This is a genomic window from Affinibrenneria salicis (assembly GCF_008710095.1).
This window is the reverse complement of sequence record NZ_VYKJ01000003.1, coordinates 266,628-287,199: the sequence shown is the minus strand read 5'-3', so window position 1 is coordinate 287,199 and position 20,572 is coordinate 266,628. Positions and strand designations below refer to the sequence as shown.

Annotated in this window: 14 protein-coding genes; 1 reads left to right on the top strand and 13 read right to left on the bottom strand. The window is 53.7% G+C overall.

All coding sequences use genetic code 11. The annotated features are described in order from the left end of the window. Positions 1–83: 83 nt before the first annotated feature. The 13 genes from FJU30_RS08460 to licT form a co-directional block, all read right to left on the bottom strand. On the bottom strand, positions 84–2,180 hold the full coding sequence (locus FJU30_RS08460; protein ID WP_223881526.1) for a beta-galactosidase: 2,097 nt from the start codon (positions 2,178–2,180) through the stop codon (positions 84–86). Further along, positions 2,173–3,168: a nucleoside hydrolase gene (locus FJU30_RS08455; protein ID WP_150434526.1), complete on the bottom strand. Its 996-nt coding sequence runs from the start codon at positions 3,166–3,168 to the stop codon at positions 2,173–2,175. Before FJU30_RS08455 ends, FJU30_RS08460 begins: the two co-directional genes overlap by 8 nt. 122 nt (positions 3,169–3,290) lie before the next feature. Further along, on the bottom strand, positions 3,291–4,577 hold the full coding sequence (locus FJU30_RS08450) for a PTS sugar transporter subunit IIC (protein WP_150434525.1): 1,287 nt from the start codon (positions 4,575–4,577) through the stop codon (positions 3,291–3,293). A 256-nt stretch (positions 4,578–4,833) separates the two neighbouring features. Continuing rightward, the gene (locus tag FJU30_RS08445) at positions 4,834–6,240 is read right to left on the bottom strand and encodes a 6-phospho-beta-glucosidase (RefSeq protein WP_223881525.1); all 1,407 of its coding nucleotides are present in this window, start codon (positions 6,238–6,240) and stop codon (positions 4,834–4,836) included. A gap of 115 nt (positions 6,241–6,355) precedes the next feature. Then, a complete protein-coding gene (locus FJU30_RS08440) occupies positions 6,356–6,679 on the bottom strand; it encodes a PTS lactose/cellobiose transporter subunit IIA (RefSeq protein ID WP_150434524.1) in 324 nt (107 codons plus the stop codon). Between the two features lie 59 nt (positions 6,680–6,738). Then, on the bottom strand, positions 6,739–7,044 hold the full coding sequence (locus tag FJU30_RS08435; RefSeq protein ID WP_150434680.1) for a PTS sugar transporter subunit IIB: 306 nt from the start codon (positions 7,042–7,044) through the stop codon (positions 6,739–6,741). Positions 7,045–7,172: 128 nt separating this feature from the next. Continuing rightward, positions 7,173–8,762 (bottom strand): carbohydrate porin, encoded by a 1,590-nt coding sequence (locus tag FJU30_RS08430; protein ID WP_150434523.1) that lies wholly within the window; start codon positions 8,760–8,762, stop codon positions 7,173–7,175. A 222-nt stretch (positions 8,763–8,984) separates the two neighbouring features. Further along, the gene (bglF, locus tag FJU30_RS08425) at positions 8,985–10,862 is read right to left on the bottom strand and encodes a PTS beta-glucoside transporter subunit IIABC (protein WP_150434522.1); all 1,878 of its coding nucleotides are present in this window, start codon (positions 10,860–10,862) and stop codon (positions 8,985–8,987) included. Between the two features lie 771 nt (positions 10,863–11,633). Next, positions 11,634–13,304, bottom strand: coding sequence for an alpha-L-rhamnosidase-related protein (locus FJU30_RS08420; protein ID WP_223881524.1), 1,671 nt, complete (start codon positions 13,302–13,304; stop codon positions 11,634–11,636). A 134-nt stretch (positions 13,305–13,438) separates the two neighbouring features. Beyond that, positions 13,439–14,833, bottom strand: a complete 1,395-nt coding sequence (locus tag FJU30_RS08415) for a glycoside hydrolase family 1 protein (protein ID WP_150434521.1) — start codon at positions 14,831–14,833, stop codon at positions 13,439–13,441. 40 nt (positions 14,834–14,873) lie between these two features. Then, positions 14,874–16,778, bottom strand: a complete 1,905-nt coding sequence (gene bglF / locus FJU30_RS08410) for a PTS beta-glucoside transporter subunit IIABC (RefSeq protein WP_150434520.1) — start codon at positions 16,776–16,778, stop codon at positions 14,874–14,876. Beyond that, positions 16,775–17,014, bottom strand: a complete 240-nt coding sequence (locus FJU30_RS08405) for a hypothetical protein (RefSeq protein ID WP_150434519.1) — start codon at positions 17,012–17,014, stop codon at positions 16,775–16,777. Before FJU30_RS08405 ends, bglF (FJU30_RS08410) begins: the two co-directional genes overlap by 4 nt. Before the next feature lie 81 nt (positions 17,015–17,095). Further along, positions 17,096–17,944, bottom strand: coding sequence for a BglG family transcription antiterminator LicT (gene licT / locus FJU30_RS08400; protein WP_150434518.1), 849 nt, complete (start codon positions 17,942–17,944; stop codon positions 17,096–17,098). A gap of 600 nt (positions 17,945–18,544) precedes the next feature. On the opposite strand from licT, the gene pykF reads away from it, so the two are divergent. Continuing rightward, positions 18,545–19,957 carry a pyruvate kinase PykF gene (gene pykF / locus FJU30_RS08395; protein WP_150434517.1) on the top strand — a complete coding sequence of 471 codons (1,413 nt, stop codon included), beginning with the start codon at positions 18,545–18,547 and terminating at the stop codon, positions 19,955–19,957. The last annotated feature ends 615 nt before the right edge of the window (positions 19,958–20,572 follow it).

Sequence of the window (20,572 nt, the reverse complement as noted above, 5' to 3'; positions counted from 1 at the left end):
CAACAACACCGACAGACAACCTTTCCGGCTGGCGAACGGCAGGATATTGCGTTTAACCATGATCATCGACCTCCGCTGGTCCGTTACAACGCTTCAATAATCAGCACGCCCCAGGCGGGCAGCGACAGCATCTGATTGCTTTTCACGTTCTGATTGCTCAACAGTTCTTTGCCGTCCGGCCACGGCCAGCTCAGGCTGGTTGGCGTGGACGAGTAGTTAAACAGAAAGCGCACCGTCTTCCCCTGCTGATTGACGCCCTGCCTGACGATATGCGGAAAATGCAGCGCCTGGGCTTTGTCCCACAGCCCGGCCTGCTTCACCTCATCGGCAAGGATCGCGCCAATCAGCGTGTCCGACGGCATAAAGCCAAGATAAGTCACGGTGCCGCTGCCGTACTGATTGCGGGTCAGCGCGGCATACTGCCCCCAGACCGGATGGTCATAGCGCGCCAGCACCCGGGCGGTCGTCGGTTTAATCAGCTCCATCCACCAGCGCGCCTGATTTTCCTCCGGCGTGACGCCGTACGGATTGTCGCGCAGCGCGACGTTGTGCGGAATCGTCACCTGGCTGTAGCGAATGCCGGCCGCCTGCTCGATAATGCCGGGCTGCGGCGTGGCGCGCACCTTAACGTGCTCATTGGAAAAACCGCTTTTGAACGTGTAAACGATGTGGCCGCCCTGTCTGACGTAATCATTAAGCCGCTGTAATTCCGCATCCGAAGCCGAATACAGCGCCGGCACCACGATCAGCGCGTAACGGTTCAGATCGCGACTCGACGAGTCGACCAGATCGGTTTCCACGTTCATGCGATACAGCGCGTTATAGAAGGGGCGCAGTACGTCGTTGTACTCCTCCTGCGAGGTCCAGCCGAACTTAAAGGCGTTGAACGCGGTCAGCGCCTGATTGCTGAAATATAGCGCGACCTTGTTCTCTTTCTTCAGGTTCACCAGTTGCGGACTTAACCGGGCGAAATCGGCGCCGATGGTTTTGGCCTCCAGATACGTTTCGTTGGGCTGAAAATCCTGGCTCAGCAGGCCGCGCCAGTAGGTTTCGATTGAATTGGCGGTGGTGCTCCAGTGCCAGTAGGACACCATATTGGCGCCCGACGCAACATGGCTGAACGCCTGCTGGCGCAGCTGGCCGGGATACGGCGTCCACTCGGGAAAACCCTGCGCCTGGGTTTCAATCACCAGATAGTTTTGCCCGCCTTTCATCGAGCGCGTCAGATCGCCGCCGAAGGCGATCTCCGTCCCGGTCAGTTGATCCTGCGTAGGATGGTAGATATCCACTCCGGCCACATCCATCTTTTGCGCCGCGGCGAACTGGTCGACGCGCGGCTGAATGCCGTAAGAGTAGCCGCGCCAGTCCAAATCGAAGTTTTGCGTCACGAACTGATCGGCGCGCGAATAGCTTTTGACCAGTTCAACCTGCCAGTTAAGATAATCCGTCACCAGCTGGCGCTGAAAGCGGGCGAATTCCGCCGCCAGGCTGGCGTTGACCGTGCCGTCGACGGACAGGAAATCATCCCAGCTATGAATCCGGTGGCTCCAGTAATCCATACCGAATTCTTTGTTAAACGCCTGCAGGTCGGGATAGGTTTTTTGCAGATATGCGACAAACTGCGCCTGTACCGCCGGCCCGCTGGTGTCGTAATGCTTGGTTTCATTATCCACCTGGAAGCCGATCACCGCCGGGTGATCCTTCACATGCTCCATCAGTTTGCGGATCACGATCTCCGCCCGCTGGCGAAACCAGGGATGTGTAATATCCATATTCTGGCGCGGCCCGAACTTATACTGCCCCTGCGGCGTGGTGGCCAGGATATCGGGATGTTTTTTCACCATCCACGCCGGCACCGCGTAGGTCGGCGTACCGATAATCACCCGGATGCCGGCCTTGTCCATGGCCGCCAGCACGCGGTCGATATGGCTGAAATCGAACGTCCCCTCTTGCGGCTCCAGCGTCGCCCAGGTGGATTCGGCGATTCGCACGACATTGATGCCCGCCTCCTTCATCATTTTGACATCGCTGTCCAGCCGATCGTAAGGCATGTATTCATCATAATAAGCCACGCCGTACAGCAGGCGATCGGTGACGGGTTTCGCCGCCGCCGAAGCCTGCGGCGCATGGATGGCGCAGGCTAACAGACCGCACTGGCAGGCAAGCAGGAGTTTAGTCATGACCGCTCGTCCCATAGGTAAGCGCCAGCTTGGCGTAAAAATCCTCCAGAGTAAAACGGGTGTCCACAGCGTTGTACACGCGGATCTGGCGGGCGGCCGGCAGTTCGCCATAGGTCAGGTCGTCGTTCAGATACGGCGCGGCGCGCAGGGTATAATGATATTCATGATCATCCAACAACAGCGAAATCGACGGATTGTCGCCCAGCACCCAGACTTCGCTCTTCGGCCAGGGGACGTCTTTCAGCGTCTGCGAGATGGTCTGGTTAAACTCCACCATCTGCTGCCACAGGTAGTTGCCCACCGCGCCCTGCGGCTTGACGCGCAGCGCCAGCTCCGCCAGCGATACGCGTACCGACATATAGACGTTGTGCGGAACCTGCCACAATGCCACCGACGACTTGAATACCGCCCGCGCGGCGATCGGATCGTTGAACATATTGTATTCCCAGCCGCCTTTCGGATAGGGCATACCGCCGATCCACACCACCGTCATCTTTGGTGCGATGCGCGGCTCGGCCAGCAGCGCCTGCGCCACGTCGGTCAACGAGCCCAGCACCAACACAAACAGCGGCTTGCTGTCCTCCCTCAACGCCTCGGCGATCAGCGCCTTCGCCCCTTCGCTCAGTTTAGCCGGCGGCGCTTCCTGCTCCAGCGCGTCGCTGGCGCCGCGCAGCACCGGCACGTCGTTTTTCCCCATCAGCTTCACCAGGTGCTTCAGCTCCTGGTAGCTGGCTTCCATGCTGCCGCGCCCGTCGCGTTTCATCATCGGCGCAGTGCGCGCATAGTGCGCCCCGATCAGCCCCTTAACCTCGAAAGTCGGCGTCAGCAAGGCATGAGCCACGGCAAAATCATCGTCCGCCTCGTTCTTCGCATCGCTGCTGATGATGACCCGAACTTGCTTATGCTCGGGCACGGTAAACGGCAGCGTCGTCTGCGACTGAGCCTGCGCGCCGCTCAGCGGCCCCCCCAGCGCGAGGAGGGCCAACATAAGCCGGGCCGCGTTAACTATTTTATGAAACAATGACATAAACAGCCTCTTATCTTCTCTGATGAAACAACAGGGCCGGCTAAACGGCCAGCCCTCAGGTTATGCGCTCGCGCCGGCGGAGCCTATTCCTGCCCGGCCTCCGCTTCCTGCTGCAGCAAATGGCGCTCGTGCATCTTAAAGAACGGGTAATAGATGATCAGATCGACCACCACCAGCGCCAGCACCAACAGCGCATTGTTCATCTTCCAGCCTGCGGCCCAGGCGAAACCGATCGGCGCGGGCACCGTCCAGGGCACCATGGTGATAATGCGATCCAGCCAGTTAGCGCTCAGCAGCAGGTAGCCGATGGTGGCGTTAACCATCGGCACCAGGATAAAGGGAATAAACAGCAGTGGATTCATCACCACCGGCGAACCAAAAATAACCGGTTCGTTGATGTTGAATAGCCCCGGCACGACGCTCAGCTTGCCGATGGCTTTCAGGTGAGAGGATTTACTGCGCAGATAGAGCAGGACCAGACCAAAGGTCGCGCCGGAACCGCCGCAACTGATAATGTAGGTCCACAGATCGCCGGCGATGATATGCGGCAGCGGCAGACCGGCCTCCAGCGCCGCCTGATTGGCGCTCAGGTTGATCAGGTAAAACGGCGACATGATGCCGCTGACGATGGTGGCGCCGTGAATGCCGCAGAACCACAGCAACTGGGCCAGCAACGCCGCGAACAGCAGAGCCGGTAACGTGTCCGACGCGGAAATCAGCGGTTTGAAGATATTCATGATGGCCTGCGGCAGCACCATTTCAAACGATGACACCAGAAACAGGTTGAATAAATAGATGGTCATGATAACCACAACCGCCGGGATCAGCAGATTAAAGGACTGGCGGATATTTTGCGGTACGGAATCCGGCAGCGGGATGCCGATATTCTTAACTTTCAGAAAGCGCATCAGTTCGGTGACGTAGATCGCCAGCACCACCGCGGTAAAGACGCCGGTGCCGCCCAGATAATCGCCGGGCAGCACGCCGTCGCGCGCCGGCGCCGCAATCAGGAAAAAACTCATCAGCGACAGCAGCGCACAGGGCAACCCTTCCATCTTATAACTTTTCGCCAGGTTATAGGCCACCCCGACGCTGATAAACACCGCCATGATGCCCATGGTCATATTAAACGGCGTCATGATTTCATAGGCGTATTTATTCGCCGCCTCTATCCACCAACGGCCGATAATGAAGGTCGTGTCCTCCGGGAAAGGAGGAAAGGCGAATATAAGCATAAACGAGCCAACAATAATAAATGGCATCGCGCAGATAAAACCGTCTCTGACCGCGGTGAGATGGCGCTGACCGCCGACTTTCACCGCGACCGGCGTCAGCACATTTTCCAGATACACAAAAAATTTATGAGCCATATCTTCCACCTTATCTGCTACAACAGCGTTGTATTGGCACCCATCGTCCTGCGGGCCGCGGCGGCCATGGCCGGCATGAACCGGCGCCCTGCCGGGCGCGGCGTTCGGGCGGCTCGACCTCCGCCGGGCCGCCCGAACGCTACTGTTTCGATCGCCTCCGCGCCGGTTCGCCGGTGCGATGACGAACGGTTCGACCGCCGCCGGAGGCGGTGTTCGCTTCCCGCTTTCCCGCAGTCGGCGTTTCCGCCGGGCGTATTCAGTTCAGCGATAACCGACCGGCCAGCACGCTTTTCACCCGCGCCACCGTTTCAGGCTGGTATTTTTCAATTTCCGCGATTTTGCCGGCGAACTGCGGCAGATAGTCTTTATGCGCCAGCAGCAGTTCATCCAGAATCTGTCTGGCGATATCGCCGCCCGGCACCAGTGGATTAATGATGAAGGCATGCAGCGCGGCGCCGTAATCTCCGCTGATGGCCGCTTCGATAACCGTCTCTTCCATCGCCTTCATTAATTGGATCATGCCGCGCGCGGCCGGCGGCAATTTACCCCAGTAAAAAGGCTCCGGGCCATGCGAGGTAACGGCGGAAGAGACTTCGACAATCGCGTCGTAGGGCAGATCGCTAATCACCCCGTTATTCTGCGTGCTCACCACCATGGTGGTATTTTTGTTGTTATAAATAGAGGCGATTAATTCACAGGCCGCATCGCTGTAATGAGCGCCGCCGCGCAGGGACAGCTCTTCGGGTTTATAATCCAGCGCGGGGTCTTTATATAATTCAAACAGCCGCTGCTCGGTTTCTTTAACCACCTGGCCGCGCGTTTTATTTTCCTTATATTCCTCAACAGAGTGCTGCAGCATCGCATCCTGCTGGTAGTAGTAGCGGTGATAACCGCACGGCAGCAGCGCCAGATGTTTAACCTGTTCATAGAAGAATGGGATCTGGTGAATATTCTGCAGCCCTTCATCATTATCCTGCTGACGATCCGGCGAATAGATCTTGTCGATCAGCTCTTGCGTGCGCTCTTGTCCGGCGCGATCCCATACCCGATGCCAGTGGAAATGATTCAGACCGGCAAACTTGAATGACAGCTCTCCGTCCGCCAGATCCAGCGTTTTTTTAGCCTGTTCGATATGGCTGAACGGGACATTGCACAGACCCACCGTGCGCGGCCAGCGGCCGTACTTAATCGCCGCCTCCGTCACCATGCCGGCCGGGTTGGTAAAATTCACCAGCCAGGCGTCGGGGCACAGTTCCCGCATATCGTTGATGATGTCGAGAATCACCGGAATGGTGCGCAGCGCCTTAAACATACCGCCGGCGCCGTTGGTCTCCTGACCAAGCACGCCGTGCGCCAGAGGGATACACTCATCCTTGATCCTGGCGTCCAGCAGCCCGACGCGGAACTGGGTCGACACAAAATCGGCATCCTTCAGCGCGGCGCGACGATCGAGCGTCAGGTGAATATCCCAGTCCAGTCCGGCCGCCTTCACCATTCTCTTCGCCATCGCCCCGACGATATTTTGTTTTTCACGTCCGGCTTCAATATCCACCAGCCAGAGTTCGCCCACCGGTAATTCATGCTGCCGCTTAATCAGACCTTCAATTAATTCCGGCGTGTAGCTTGAACCGCCGCCGATGGTTACGAGTTTTAATTTTTTCATACTAATGATGTCCTGTAGGGAACATGGATTATCCGCTAAACGTTCGGATGCAAAACGCCAGCGCATCTGCAACCTGAAAGATGGCGGATATAGATTCTATTTTTAATAAAAAATATTACTGACTAACGGCTATTTCTTTTCTGAGTACTATAATCTCTTCAGCTAAATCCAGGCAGAGCAGCGCATTCATTAAATGGTCCTGCGCGTGCACGGTAATTAGCGTAACCTTAACTTTGCCTTCTCCCTCATCCATGCCGATAAGGCGGGTCTGAATTTTATGCGCCTCGCGCACCGCTTGTTTCGCCTGGCGTAAGCACTCATCGACCTCCTGCCATTTATTTTCCCGTGCCGTATATAGCGCCTGCATGGCGCAGGATCGCGCTTCACCGGCATTAGTAATTAACTCGATGAGCAGACCTTCCATTTCGCTATTGTCCATCCTGTTCTATCTCCGTTCTGATTATCGGGGCGATCGCCGTCTATTCGCCGGCGTGGGCGTTATGACAACATGCTCAGCGCCTTCTTCAGCACCTTCTCGCCGTTCATCATGCCATAATCGATTTGATCAATAAGATCGACGCGCTTATTAAGCTGACCGGCGATTTTACTGAACTCGGCCAGTTTATATTTTATTTGCGGCCCCAGCAGACAGCAGTCATAGTCAGCGATTGATTCTTCAAAATCATTGGCGCTCACCGCGTCAATTTGTACTTCAATAGCATTTTTCTCAGCATAATCGGCCATTTTTTTTACCAGCATACTGGTCGACATACCCGCAGCGCAGCACAACAGTATTTTTTTCATATTCGCTCCTGATAATAACTTTGCTCTGTCCATCACCGTTTCCCCCGGCCGCGACGTAGCGCAACCGGGGATATCTTTGCTTATCGTCTGCCCACAACCAGAAATCTATTGCTGGAGGGCGCGCCCGATTACCACCAGACTTCGGCCTGCACGCCAACGGTAAATTGATCGCTCTTAGTATCGGCGAACTGGAATTGACTTATTTCATTATCCAGCGCTTTCAGATAAGTACCGTAAAAACGAATTTCCGGCCGGGACGTCAGCATGCTGGTATCCACTTTAATGGTATGGAATAGCGTCGCTTTATAGCCTGATTCATGGTACTCCTCGCCGTTAGACTTGTTTTTCTGATCAAACCAGCCCAGCTCCACCCCCGTCTGATGGTTATTTTCCCATATGTATGCAGGGCGAATTACGGCGCGGACGCTTTCAAAATCGGTATGCGCCCCCGTATCGTAGCTGTATATATCGCTGCCGCGGGAGTAGACCAATGCGTTAGCCAGGATCACCTTCGGATGTAAATACATTTCCCCCTGGGAAATGAGTCGGAATGCCTTACCGTAGCTATGCTCGCCATAATAATCGTCGTTATAGCCATAGGATGGATTGGCGTCGGAAATAAGGGCATAACCGCTGGCGATAGAGTTATCCGCCCCCTGTAGGGTGAATTCATTAAATCCGCCGCTGGCAAAGTTCTGACGTAAAATAATCCCGCTGTGCCAGGCGTCTTTCACGCTGTAATAACTGCCATCATTTTCATTGCTGCGGTTAGTATCATTGCGATTCGCCATCGCATACCTGCCGAACACTTCCAGCGTGGCGTTATCCCACAACGGGATCTCTTTATAGCGCAGGTCGATAGAATTGGTATTCACCTGTTGCTTATTGCCTGAGGTATCATAATCCACCGCGTGAGCGTCCAGATCCTGACGGGTCAGCGACACATTCAGTTTACCAGGACCAAGCTTCCAGTTCTCAATACCGACACCGGCGCCGGCGTTGGTTCGGTGACTTTTCCAGTCCAGCATCTGGATTTCATAGACCGGCATATTATGTTTACCCACCCAGAAATCAGCCTCCGGCGCAAAGGGCAGGAAACCTTTCGTCGTCAGATAGATATCTGAAAATGCAAGCAGGTTTTCCGAGTCTTTATCGAACCAACCGCCGCTGTACTGCAGACCGACGTTGCCGTCCAGCATCACCACCGCTTTCGCCACCTTGCCGTCGTGATCGTACACTTTCTGCGCCAGTTCCAGATCAAACCACGCGCCGTTTTCATTGCCGAAACGGCCCACAGAGCCGATGGCATAGGACTTCGGCGCGCCGCGCGATCCGGTGGCCCAGCCGGATCGGAAGTATCCCTTATAGCTAAAGCCGATATCGTCCTTGATGAATTTGCTGAGTTCGTTCAGCGTCAGCGATTTTTGCGGCGCATCGGCGCTGGAGGCGGCGGGCGCGGCGGCAATCAGCACGCTATCGTCGCCCTGCAGCGAGCCGCTGCTGGCGACGACAGGCGCAGTAATCGGCTGACCGGCTTTGCTTTTATAGTCACGCAGCTCTTTTTTGGTCTCCTGTAGTTCCTGTTTATTTTCACGGAGTTCTTTTTCCAGCAGCGCCAGGCGTTGCTCTACTGTTAATGTGGCGGCCTGGGCGTAACTGGTAGCAAAGAATAGAGCAACTATTTTTGCTATTAATTTTAATTGATTTTTCTTCGTCATTGTTATTTTCCTGATAATATTCTAACCAGACTGACGATGTCGTCACCCACTCTGACTTTTACATCCCCATACAGACAATTTATCTTGACGCTGCAACCCCAATTTTTTAGCTCTGATCCTCCATCTTATTTCCCCATCGTCATTGAAAAAATGGCCTGGTCATTGCCATTATTGGCAATGGCGGTTTTTGATTAGGTTATGCTGCCGACGTCGAATAAAAATTCATTCCTGGTTACACAGCACGGTTAATAATGGCGCCTGAATTTGTATGTCATCGTTCTGCGTCGACAATACGTCACGGTAATCGCTGCTATTGGTAATAATAACCGGCGTGGTAGTATCGTAGCCCGCCGCGATAATCGCCGGCAGATCGAATTCAATCAACACATCGCCTTTTTTTACCCGCGCGCCATTTTTTACCCGTGGCGTAAAATAACGGCCGTTAAGCTGCGCCGTATCAATGCCGATATGAATCAGCACGTCCGTCCCCTCTTGCGTTTTCAAACAGACGGCATGGCCGGTTTTAAATAAGACCGCCACGCAGCCGTCGATCGGCGAAACGATCCGACCGTCCTCAGGTATAATGGCCACGCCCTTGCCGATCACTCCGCTGGAAAATGTTCTATCGCGGATATTTTCCAGCGGGCAACGTTTCCCAGCCAGGGGCGCGAAAATAATATATTCGCGCGATGCGTTAGCCTGCGTCATTAGAGTGTGTATCCCCTGCAGCCGATCGTTTTTAATACCGAACCCCCAACTGACGACGGCGGCGAAGATAAACGCCAGACCGGTGCCGCACACCGACGCCCAGACCGTGATATCAATGCCGGTCGGCGGGATCATTTGCGTAAAGGTAAACAGGCTGGCGACGCCGATAGAATAGACCGCGGTATTAAAATAGCCGGTCACCGCCGCGCCCAGCGCGCCGCCGATGCAGCCAAAAATAAACGGCCGGCGCAGCGGCAGCGTAATTCCGTAAATCGCCGGCTCAGTAATGCCAAACAGCGAGGCGGACAGCGCCGAGCCGGCAATCCCTTTCTGTTTGCTATCGCGAGTACGCAGCATAATGCCCAGCGTGGCGCCGGCCTGCCCCATCACGGCCGGCAGCAACAGCGGGAACAGCGTGTCATAGCCCAGTACGCTGAAGTTGTTGACGATCAGCGGAACAAACCCCCAGTGCAGACCAAAGACCACAAACACCTGCCACAGCGAGCCCATCAGCGCGCCGGCAAGAACGGCGTTAAAGCCATAAACCATCTGATAGCCGTTGGCCAGCAGTTGACTGAGCCAGGTCGCGATCGGGCCGATCAGCAGAAAAGTCAATGATACGGTGATGCTCAGACACAGCAGCGGCGTAAAGAAATTGCGAATATGCGCATGCAGTATGGCATTGAGCGGTTTCTCCAGCCGGCAGGAAACCCAGGAGGCGAAAATCACCGGAATGACCGACGAACTGTAATTAATCAACATGACCGGAATGCCTAAAAAAGTCAGCGGCTGATAATCTTCCGTCTGCATAGCGTTAAATGCCTCTACCATACTGGGATGGACCAGCGCGCCGCCGATAATCATGGTGACAAAGGGATTGCCATTAAATTTTTTCCCCGCCGTATAACCCAAAATAATCGGGAAGAAATAGAACAGCGCATCGCTGGCGGCGAATAATATTCGCCAGGTGCCGCTTTCTTCCTGTAACCAGTTAAAATGCAACGCCAGCGCCAGACACCCTTTCAGAATGCCGGTCGCCGCCAATACTCCGATTAGCGGAGTAAAAATACCGGCGATGATGTCAAAAAATTTCCCGGCGATATTTTTATAACCAACCGCCTGCTCACGCTCTTCGCAACGCTCATCAAGGTGGGTCAACATAAGGATCGTACGGTAAACGTGATTAACGTGATTACCGATAACAATCTGTAACTGTCCGGCGAATTCCATAACCATAATAATACCGGTGTTATTTTTCAGGCCGTCAATATCCGCTTTCTTATAATCTTTCAGTCTGAAACGCAGTCTGGTGGCGCAGTGAGATATACTGATAATATTTTCCTCACCGCCCAAACGTTCAAGTATCTCACAGGCCAATGTTTCATATTTCATTGTCTGCCTCTGCTCTGCTGAAAGAAAAAAGATTATCCGGAAAATATCTCCCTGATTCTTTTGATGAAAGAAAATCGACATCCCCCTTACACGGACAGTGGCCAGCCGGACATTAATTTATACTCAGCCAAACCCTTAATGCGACGAAAACGTATTTTTCATTCAGATTAATATGCATCCCTCTTGCTATAAAATAATCGCCGCCGCTATAGTCACGCAATCTGTTTTTTTGTTGATTTTTTGTTTTTGTGAACTACAAACAATACATTTTTCAGAACAAAAGAATAGCTCACCGGCTTATTAGTTGGCCAGCATGAGTATTATTCATTCAGACAGGGTATATTCCCCTGTGTAATAACCAATCGTCTCTATTCGTTGAATATGCGGTATTCGCGCCCTCCGTTTATTCCTGTTTTATTTAAAGCATCTATTTATTGTCGATATACCCTTTAACTTCAGGCTCCAGGTACGTTGGTTTTGTTACTCGCCACACCATGGTTTTAACACTTACCGTGCCGCCGCCAGCGACATTCAAATCTGCTGCCGACAGATTTGCCGCTCCCCGCAGCCGCTAATTGCGGTATGCTGCCGGGGATTAATGAGAGACACCCAGTCTCTCACCTAAGACCAGCCGTTGGCTGGACACATTCGTTGTCGATGCAATGTGTCGCTGCGTTACCGCCCTGCCGCAACGCCATTATTTGAGGTATGTGCTGTTTTATAAAACAACGTTCCCGGCACAATAAATAACCACAGTAAGTTAATTATTATTTATGTAAAACCGTTACGGATAAAATAGCTCGGCGTACAGCTCCAGGCATGACAATAACTGTCAATTTGTTTACTGCCATAGGGAGAAGACATCGGATTTTCAGGATCAAAGGCTTCCCAGAAAGTATTGGTGCCGGTTTTAACCATCGCCCCCCAGTACGTTTCCACCAGTTTTTTCGCCTTTTGGCTGAGCCCGCAGCGAATCAGCGCGTCCACCATATGGTGATATAAATAGGGCGTCAGCGGACGCACGGCCTGCGGCATCGTCATAACGTGTTCAAGCGCCTGCGCCATCTGCTGCTGCGGCAATACGCCGGCCAATGCCATCCATGCCTGAGAGGCCCAGGATACCTGCCGATGTTCGCCGCTGACAAATACACCCAGCGCAGAGTCGAATAAGCGGCGGCTGGCGGCCTGACTCATAAGCGCGATGTTCTCCGCAAGGCGCGCGGCGTCTTCCTCCCGGCCCACGGCCCGCGCCAGCGCCATCCCCTGCCGGCAGCTGTATATCAGCAGCCCCTGCATCGCGGCCTGTTTATCCAGCCCTTGCAGCGCCTCGCTCTGGTCCTGTCCGGGGTTCCAGTCAATAAAGACATAGTCCTGCTGCGGCGCGACAAACAGCCCTTGTGCATCAACATTGTTCAGCGCCAGCTCAAGCTGCTGCCGGGCCACCGGCCATAGCTCCGCCGCCGTGTCGCGATCGTTCGTCGCATGCAGGTAATCGAGCACAATGCAGCCAAATAGCGCGGCGTAATCGATTAGCACCACTTCACCGATGCGCGGCGTCGGTTGCTCGTACACGCAGGCGGTAATATAACCATCCGCGCGCTGCAGCCCGGCGAACAGGTACAGACAACGGCGAACCAGCGCCGCGTTATTGAAACTGGCGTAATTGACCAGCGCCTGCAGGCGTAAATCCCCGACCCACAGGCGGCGATCGCGTTTGGGTCCGTCTTCAAAACTGGTCTGCATACATTCGTGCAGCGTTCTGATGCTGACCCGATCGATGTCGCGCAGTAACGGGCTGTCATAGTTCGCCGGCTGATGGCGATCGACGCCGGCGGAAGAAACCGCACGCACCTGAATATTGCGAAAAGTAGCGCTGAAATTCGATGAGGTGGAGATCACCTCAATCCTGACATAGCGGAAAGCGTGACGGCGCGCGATTCTGACCTGCTGCGGCAGAAAATCCACGTTGAGGATCTCATCCGGCAGCCAGGAGGCGCTGATCCAGCCCTTATAGGGGTAAAGCGGCTGAGTCACGTCGGTGCTGACCTCGCCGAATATCAGGCGCAGACGCGCCGGCGCATCGCAGGAAACGCCGGCCCAGCCCAGATCGAAGATCAGATACCCCGTATAGTGTTCGCCAAAATCGACGATGAAACTGTCGCCGTCTTTAAAACTTTTCTCGTCTAATGCGCCGATGCTGTACACCTTTTCCAGCGCCACGCCGGCCGGATCCTGGCGCGGCGCAACCACCGCGATCGCCGGGTAAGGCGCTTCTTTCAACACCGGTTTCAGCACCTCAGCCATTTCGACCCAATGCTGCTGCCGGGTTAACGGAGCCGGTTTGTCGCCCGGTTGAACGCGATTATTCGCCGCCTGCAGCGGCAGCGCTTTTATGCAGCCGGCCACCACCGCGGCTTTAATTAATAACTCTCGTCTGTTCATTATGCGCCTTCTTGTTTAACCGTAGCCGACGTGACGCCGCCCTGCCGCTGGACCCGCTATGCAGACGCCGCGCCGCCCGCGCGTTCCCGCCGAAGGGCGGCCGGACTGGCCCGGCGCCAGCCCGGCCAGTCCGGCTATTTCAGCGTCTGGCCGTTGCTGCCGATAACCGACTGATACCAGTAAAAACTTTTCTTTTTCTTACGTTCCAGCGTGCCGTTGCCCGCATCATCGCGATCGACATAGATAAAGCCATAGCGTTTCGACATTTCCGCTTTGGAGGCGCTGACCAGATCGATCGGCCCCCAGCAGGTGTAGCCCAGCACCTCAACGCCATCCTCGATCGCTTCGCCCACCTGCACCAGATGGTCGTTGAGATACTTAATGCGATAGTCGTCATTAATACTGCCGTCGCTGTCGATCTTATCCTTCGCGCCCAGTCCGTTTTCGACGATGAACAGCGGTTTCTGATAGCGGTCATACAGTACGTTCAGCAGGTAGCGCAGTCCTTGCGGGTCGATTTGCCAGCCCCATTCAGAGCTTTCGAGATGCGGATTGGGCACCATATTTAAAATATTGGCGCGCGCCTTCTGGTTCAGTTCTTCATCCGTCGTCACGCAGCCGCTCATGTAGTAGCTGAATGAGATGAAGTCGACGGTATGTTTCAGCGCCTGGCGATCGTCGTCGGTGATATGCAGCGTAATGCCGCGCTGTTTAAAGAAGCGGTTCATATAGGACGGGTAATAGCCGCGCACCTGTACATCGCCAAAGAACAGCCAGTCGCGGTTTTGCTGCTGCGTTTCGATCACATCGGCCGGCTTGCAGCTCAGCGGATAGAGGATCCCGCCCAGCAGCATGTTGCCGATTTTAGCGTCGGGGATGATTTCATGGCAGGCGCTGACCGCTTTGGCGCTGGCCACCAACTGGTGGTGAATCGCCTGATAGATATCCTGCCTGCTGCTGTCCGACGGCAAACCGACGCCGGTAAACGGCGCGTGCAGCGACATATTGATTTCGTTAAAGGTCAGCCAGTATTTCACCTTATGCTGATAGCGCTGGAATACCGTGCGGGCGTAGCGCTCAAAAAACTCGATGGTCCGGCGATTGCCCCATCCGCCGTGTTTTTTCACCAGACCATAGGGCATCTCGTAGTGCGACAGCGTAACAAGCGGCTGAATGTTGTACTTGCTCATCTCGTCGAACAGGCGATCGTAGAATGCCAGACCGGCTTCGTTCGGCGTCTCCTCATCGCCCTGCGGGAAGATGCGGGTCCAGGCGATGGAGGTGCGCAGACATTTAAAACCCATCTCCGCGAACAGAGCGATATCTTCCGGGTAGCGGTGATAGAAATCGATCGCCACGTCCTTAATGCCGCTGTCGCCGTCATGCCGCTCCACGGCTTCCGCCAGTACGCCGTGCGGCTGCAGATCGGAGGTGGATAATCCTTTACCGTCCGTTAAGTAGGCGCCTTCCACCTGATTGGCCGCAATGGCGCCGCCCCATAAAAAGTTGTCAGGAAACTGGTAACTCATCTTTTTCTCCTTCCCAATGCGGGTGCTAAATGTGTGTGAATCAGCGTAGCAATGTGAGTAACGGCGCCAGTTCGGTCACGGCGCTTTCCGCCGCCGGCACCACGTCGATATAACTCTCGCTGTTAGTAATCAGTACCGGCGTGGTGATGTCATAACCCGCCGCACTAATGGCCTGATAATCAAATTCCAGCAGTAGATCGCCCTGCTTTACCCTGGCGCCGGTTTTAACATGGGCGGTAAAATACTGGCCGTCCAGCTTGACCGTATCGATCCCCACGTGAATCAAAATTTCCGCGCCCTCGTCCGATTCCAGTCCAATCGCATGATTGGTCTTAAACAGCGACGAGACGGTGCCGTCCACCGGGGCGACCACGCGGCCGCTGTGCGGCACGATGGCAATCCCTTTACCAATCAAACCGCTGGCGAAGGTCTGATCGCTGACCTGTTCTAACGGCAACAGCGCGCCGGCGATCGGGCTGCTGACCTGTTGCGTACTTGCGGCGGATACCGGCGTAGCCGCACGCGTTTCCCCGGCGGGCGCCGCCGCAGGGGTCTCGCTCTGCGCCACGATTTGCTCTTCTTTCACGCCGAACAGCCAGGAGGCGACGGCGGCAAAGGTGAAAGCGAACACCGTGCCGATAATGGCGGCCCACACGGAGCTATCGACGCCGCTGGGCGGAATGATCTGCGTAAAGGAAAAAATGCTCGGCAGGCCGAAAGAGTATTGAATCGTATGGAAATAGCCCATCAGCGCCGCGCCCATCGCGCCGCCGGCGCAGCCGAAGATAAAGGGTTTGCGCAGCGGCAGCGTGACGCCGTACACCGCCGGTTCGGTGATACCGAAGATCGCCGCCGGGAATGCCGATCCGGAGATGCCTTTCAGCTTGACGTTGCGGGTGCGTAAAAATACGCCCAGCGCTGCGCCGCCTTGCGCCAGCACCGCCGGGATCAGCAACGGCAGCATGGTGTCGTGGCCCAGCGCGCTGAAGTTATTGATCATCAAGGGAACAAAGCCCCAGTGCAGACCAAATATCACGCAGACCTGCCACATCGCGCCGATGAATCCGCCGGCGATGGTCGGGTTAAAGCTGTAGATCATCTGATAGCCGTTCGCCAGCTGATGGCTCAACCAGGTTGCCACCGGACCGATTAGCAGGAAAGTCAGCGGAACGGTGATCAGCAGGCACAGCGTCGGGGTAAAAAAGTTACGGATATTGGCGTGCAGCAGATTGTTTAACGGTTTCTCCAGCCGGCAGGAAACCCAGGAGGCGAAGATAATCGGAATAACCGACGAGGCATAATTAATAAAGGTGATCGGAATACCGAGAAAATAAAGCGGCTGTGCATCGGCGCTCTGCATTTCATTAAAGGCGGCGATCATCGAAGGGTGCACGAGTGCGCCGCCAATCGCCATGGTAATAAAGGGATTACCGCCAAATTTCTTGCCCGCCGTGTAGCCGAGAATAATCGGGAAAAAATAGAACAATGAATCGCTGGCGGAAAATAATATTTTATAGGTCCCGCTGGTATCAACTATCCAGCCGCAGGCCAGACAGAGCGCAAGAAAACCTTTCAGGATCCCCGCGGCCGCCATAATTCCCATCAGCGGCGTAAAGATACCGGCAATAATATCGATAAACTGAGAGAAGAAATTTTCTTTTTTCTTCGCATCGCCGCCGGTAGAATTATCATTTTCGCTCATTCCCGCCACGCTAAGAAAATCGCGGAAAACGTCGCTGACGTGATTACCAACCACTACCTGAAATTGCCCGCCGCTTTCCACGACCATAATAACGCCAGGGTTAGCCTTAAGCGCTTCGGCATTGGCCTTCTGGCTGTCCTTTAATTTGAAACGTAACCGCGTCGCGCAATGCACTACGCTGTTCACATTACCGCGGCCACCGACACCTTCGAGTATCTCAGTAGCTAATGTTTCGTATTTCATAGACTTTCCTTAAATACAGACAACCAAACAGGACGGTCAGCCAGATAAAAAAACCGTGTGAAATCTTCCCGCTGCAAATTTTTTGCAAAAAAAAACCTAAACCCCTTAAATAAGCGACGAAATCCGCCACTCGTAAGAGGTTTAGGTTTTGCCCAATGGCCGACGGATAAAACACGACGACCATAAAGTAACAATCCTGTATTGCCGTTGGTTCCGTTATTATTACCCGGAGCCATGGGCCAAGTATCTTGCTATTTTAACGACAACGCAACCGGCGCAGCGTTTATAAAGTTATTTTTGTGACGCAATGCAAAGTTTCAATCCGACGATTCCGGCTGCTCGGTGCGCACCCGTTCAATATGAATCGTCAAAAACATCAGTTCCTCTTTGGTTAATGAATAATGATATTTTTGCATAATGTGCAGCTGTATTTTTTCCGCGCAGCGATAGGACAGCTGATATTTTTCTTTAACCACATCGTGTAATGATTCATCATCGCTGGAAACGACATTTTTCCCTAATAAGCGCTGAGCGAAAAATTTAAGATGCGTCACGAAACGGTGATAGCTCAGCGCCGATTCGTTATAATCAATGCTCAGGTGATATTTAACGATATTCAGAATTTCCTGCATAATCTTGGTGATATGAATCACCTGAGGCATTTCGCTGTCCAGTTGCGCGTTCACCAGATGCAGGGCGATAAAGCCCGCCTCATCCTCCGGCAGGCGCACGCCCAGTCGATGCTCGATAATATCCAGCGCATCCAGTCCGACCAGGAACTCTTTCTGATACAGGCGTTTAATTTCCCATAGCAGCACGTTGTTGATGTCGACGCCCTGGCGATGACGTTCAATAGCGAAATGACAGTGGTCGGTCAGCGAAATATAGATACTGTTCTGCAGCTTGCCCGGCAAACGCTCCTTCGCCAGGGTGATGATGCGATCCGCAGTGGTGATCACCTCCAGCGGGATCTCCGACAACAGTTCAGTCAGGCGCGACGTCAAATCCCCGCTTTTCAGCGCAAAAACTTTTTCGATCAGCGCCGGGTCCAGCATATCCCCCGCCTGTTTTTTAAACCCCAGTCCCCGCCCCATCACCACCTGTTCATGATGATGTTCATCAGTAACGATCACGACATTATTATTAAGTATTCTGGAAATCTTCATGATCCCATCCTGAAAAACAAAAAACCAGATACCCGCCTTAACGGGCATCTGGTTTTGCCTGCTTACGCAGTAACAATCCAATAATTGCGCAGCCAGGATACCATTCGCGACTGGCTTCTCAACCCATTCTGTAGCAAAACGTGACAGGGATCGCCAGAAAAAACAATTTTTTTACATTCTGTCGGCCGCTTCCCCATGCCGCCGCCGCAATGCGGAAACGGGTGGAGAGTTGCGCAACAAATACCTGTAAAAGTAACAAATCGCACTATTTTTTGCGCAAACAGGGCAAAAAAACTCGCTCCGGGTACGTTTTTAACTTGTTTCTCGTGGGCTGATAACTATAATACCAAACGTCGTTTTAATTGAATGGTTTCAGCTAATTGACGTATCCTCTTTTATTAGAAAAAATTATACTCATGGCGGCGCTTGCCTGGATTTTGTGCACACTGCGCAGCAACAGGCTAAGTCTATCCTCCTCGCCTTTTTTGTGTCACTGTTACCACCTATTCTCATCTTCTTCAGCAGCTTCATTTTCCGGCGGCGCTCCCGCCTTCGGTTCACATGTTTTTTATCCATCACAACTTATAGAACTTGATCATTATGAAAAAGACTAAAATTGTTTGCACCATCGGTCCCAAAAGCGAAACTGAGGAAATGCTGACGAAAATGCTCGAAGCGGGCATGAACGTTATGCGTCTGAATTTCTCTCACGGCGACTACGAAGAACACGGCAACCGCATCAAAAATCTGCGCGCCGTCGTTGCTCGTACCGGGAAACAAGCGGCCATCCTGCTTGATACCAAAGGTCCGGAAATCCGTACCATGAAACTGGAAAACGGCGCGGATGTTTCCCTGCGTGCCGGCCAGACCTTCACCTTCACCACCGACCCGAGCGTTATCGGCAACCAGGAACGCGCAGCGGTAACCTATACCGGCTTCACCGATGACCTGAAACCGGGCAACACCGTGCTGGTTGACGATGGTCTGATCGGTATGGAAGTTATCAGCATCAGCGGTAAAGAAGTCGTTTGTAAAGTACTGAACAACGGCGATCTGGGCGAAAACAAAGGCGTTAACCTGCCGGGCGTTTCCATCCAGCTGCCGGCGCTGGCCGAAAAAGACAAACGCGACCTGATCTTCGGTTGCGAACAGGGCGTGGACTTCGTTGCCGCCTCCTTTATCCGTAAACGTTCCGACGTCGAAGAAATTCGCGCCCACCTGAAAAAACACGGCGGCGAACACATCCAGATCATTTCCAAAATTGAAAACCAGGAAGGCCTGAACAATTTTGACGAAATCCTGGATGCTTCCGACGGCATCATGGTTGCCCGTGGCGACCTCGGCGTGGAAATCCCGGTAGAAGAAGTTATCTTCGCTCAGAAAATGATGATCGAAAAATGCACCCGCGCGCGCAAAGTGGTAATCACGGCGACTCAGATGCTGGATTCGATGATCAAAAACCCGCGTCCGACCCGTGCGGAAGCCGGTGACGTTGCCAACGCCATCATCGACGGCACCGACGCCGTTATGCTGTCTGGCGAAAGCGCCAAGGGTAAATACCCGCTGGAAGCCGTCAGCATCATGGCGACCATCTGCCAGCGCACCGACCGGGTGATGACCGCACGTCTGGATGCGTCTCAGGACAGCAACAAACTGCGCATCACCGAAGCAGTCTGCCGCGGTGCGGTAGAAACGGCGGAAAAACTGGAAGCGCCGCTGATTGTCGTCGCCACCAGCGGCGGTAAATCAGCCAAATCCATCCGTAAATACTTCCCTGACGCCCGTATCCTTGCCCTGACCACCAACGAAGTCACCGCCCGCCAACTGCTGCTGAGCAAAGGCGTGGTAACTCGTCTGGTGAAAGAAATCGCCTCTACCGACGATTTCTACCGCATCGGTAAAGAAGCGGCGCTGGAAAGCGGCTTCGCCAAATCGGGCGACGTGGTCGTTATGGTTTCCGGCGCGCTGGTACCGAGCGGCACCACCAATACCGCATCCGTACATCGCGTTTGATCCTTCGGGTCCATTCCGCCAAAAGCGCCCAATCGGGCGCTTTTTTATTGTCTGCCTTAACCTCCCCTTTGGGAGAAGGGATCGTTCCTGTAGGGCTATAGCCCGAAGAACGCCGGTGAGGGAAGGTTTCGTCTTACGCCAGGATGATTCAGAACGGCAGTGACGTTTCCTTATCGGTCATGCAGTCAGGAACAATGTTCAGGCATGGCGGATACATTTTTTTAGCTCTCTTTTAGGGAACCGGGTCAAAGCCGCCTGCCATGAAAGCGGCTTTTTGCTTAGCGAAGAGCGGATTCGGGATAAGCGGAAAGCAAATATCCCTGCGCGAACAGAAGGCGAAAATCAGAACAAAACCGGCGGGCAAACCAAAGGCCAGGCAGAAGGCTAAAGCTTATATTACTTTTTGTCGTAAAATAACGCTTAATATCACTAAATTGTCATTTCCTGTTTAAGACTATTTCAGAGTTGTCTGATAAAAAACACTGTTTTTATTTAGTTTTTTAACCTACCGGAAAAACTCGCTGCTTCTTTGAGCGAACGATCAAAATTAAGCATGTTCTCATCAAAAATTTATTCTCATTCGAAAAAACTTTGTGTAATACTTGTAACGCTACA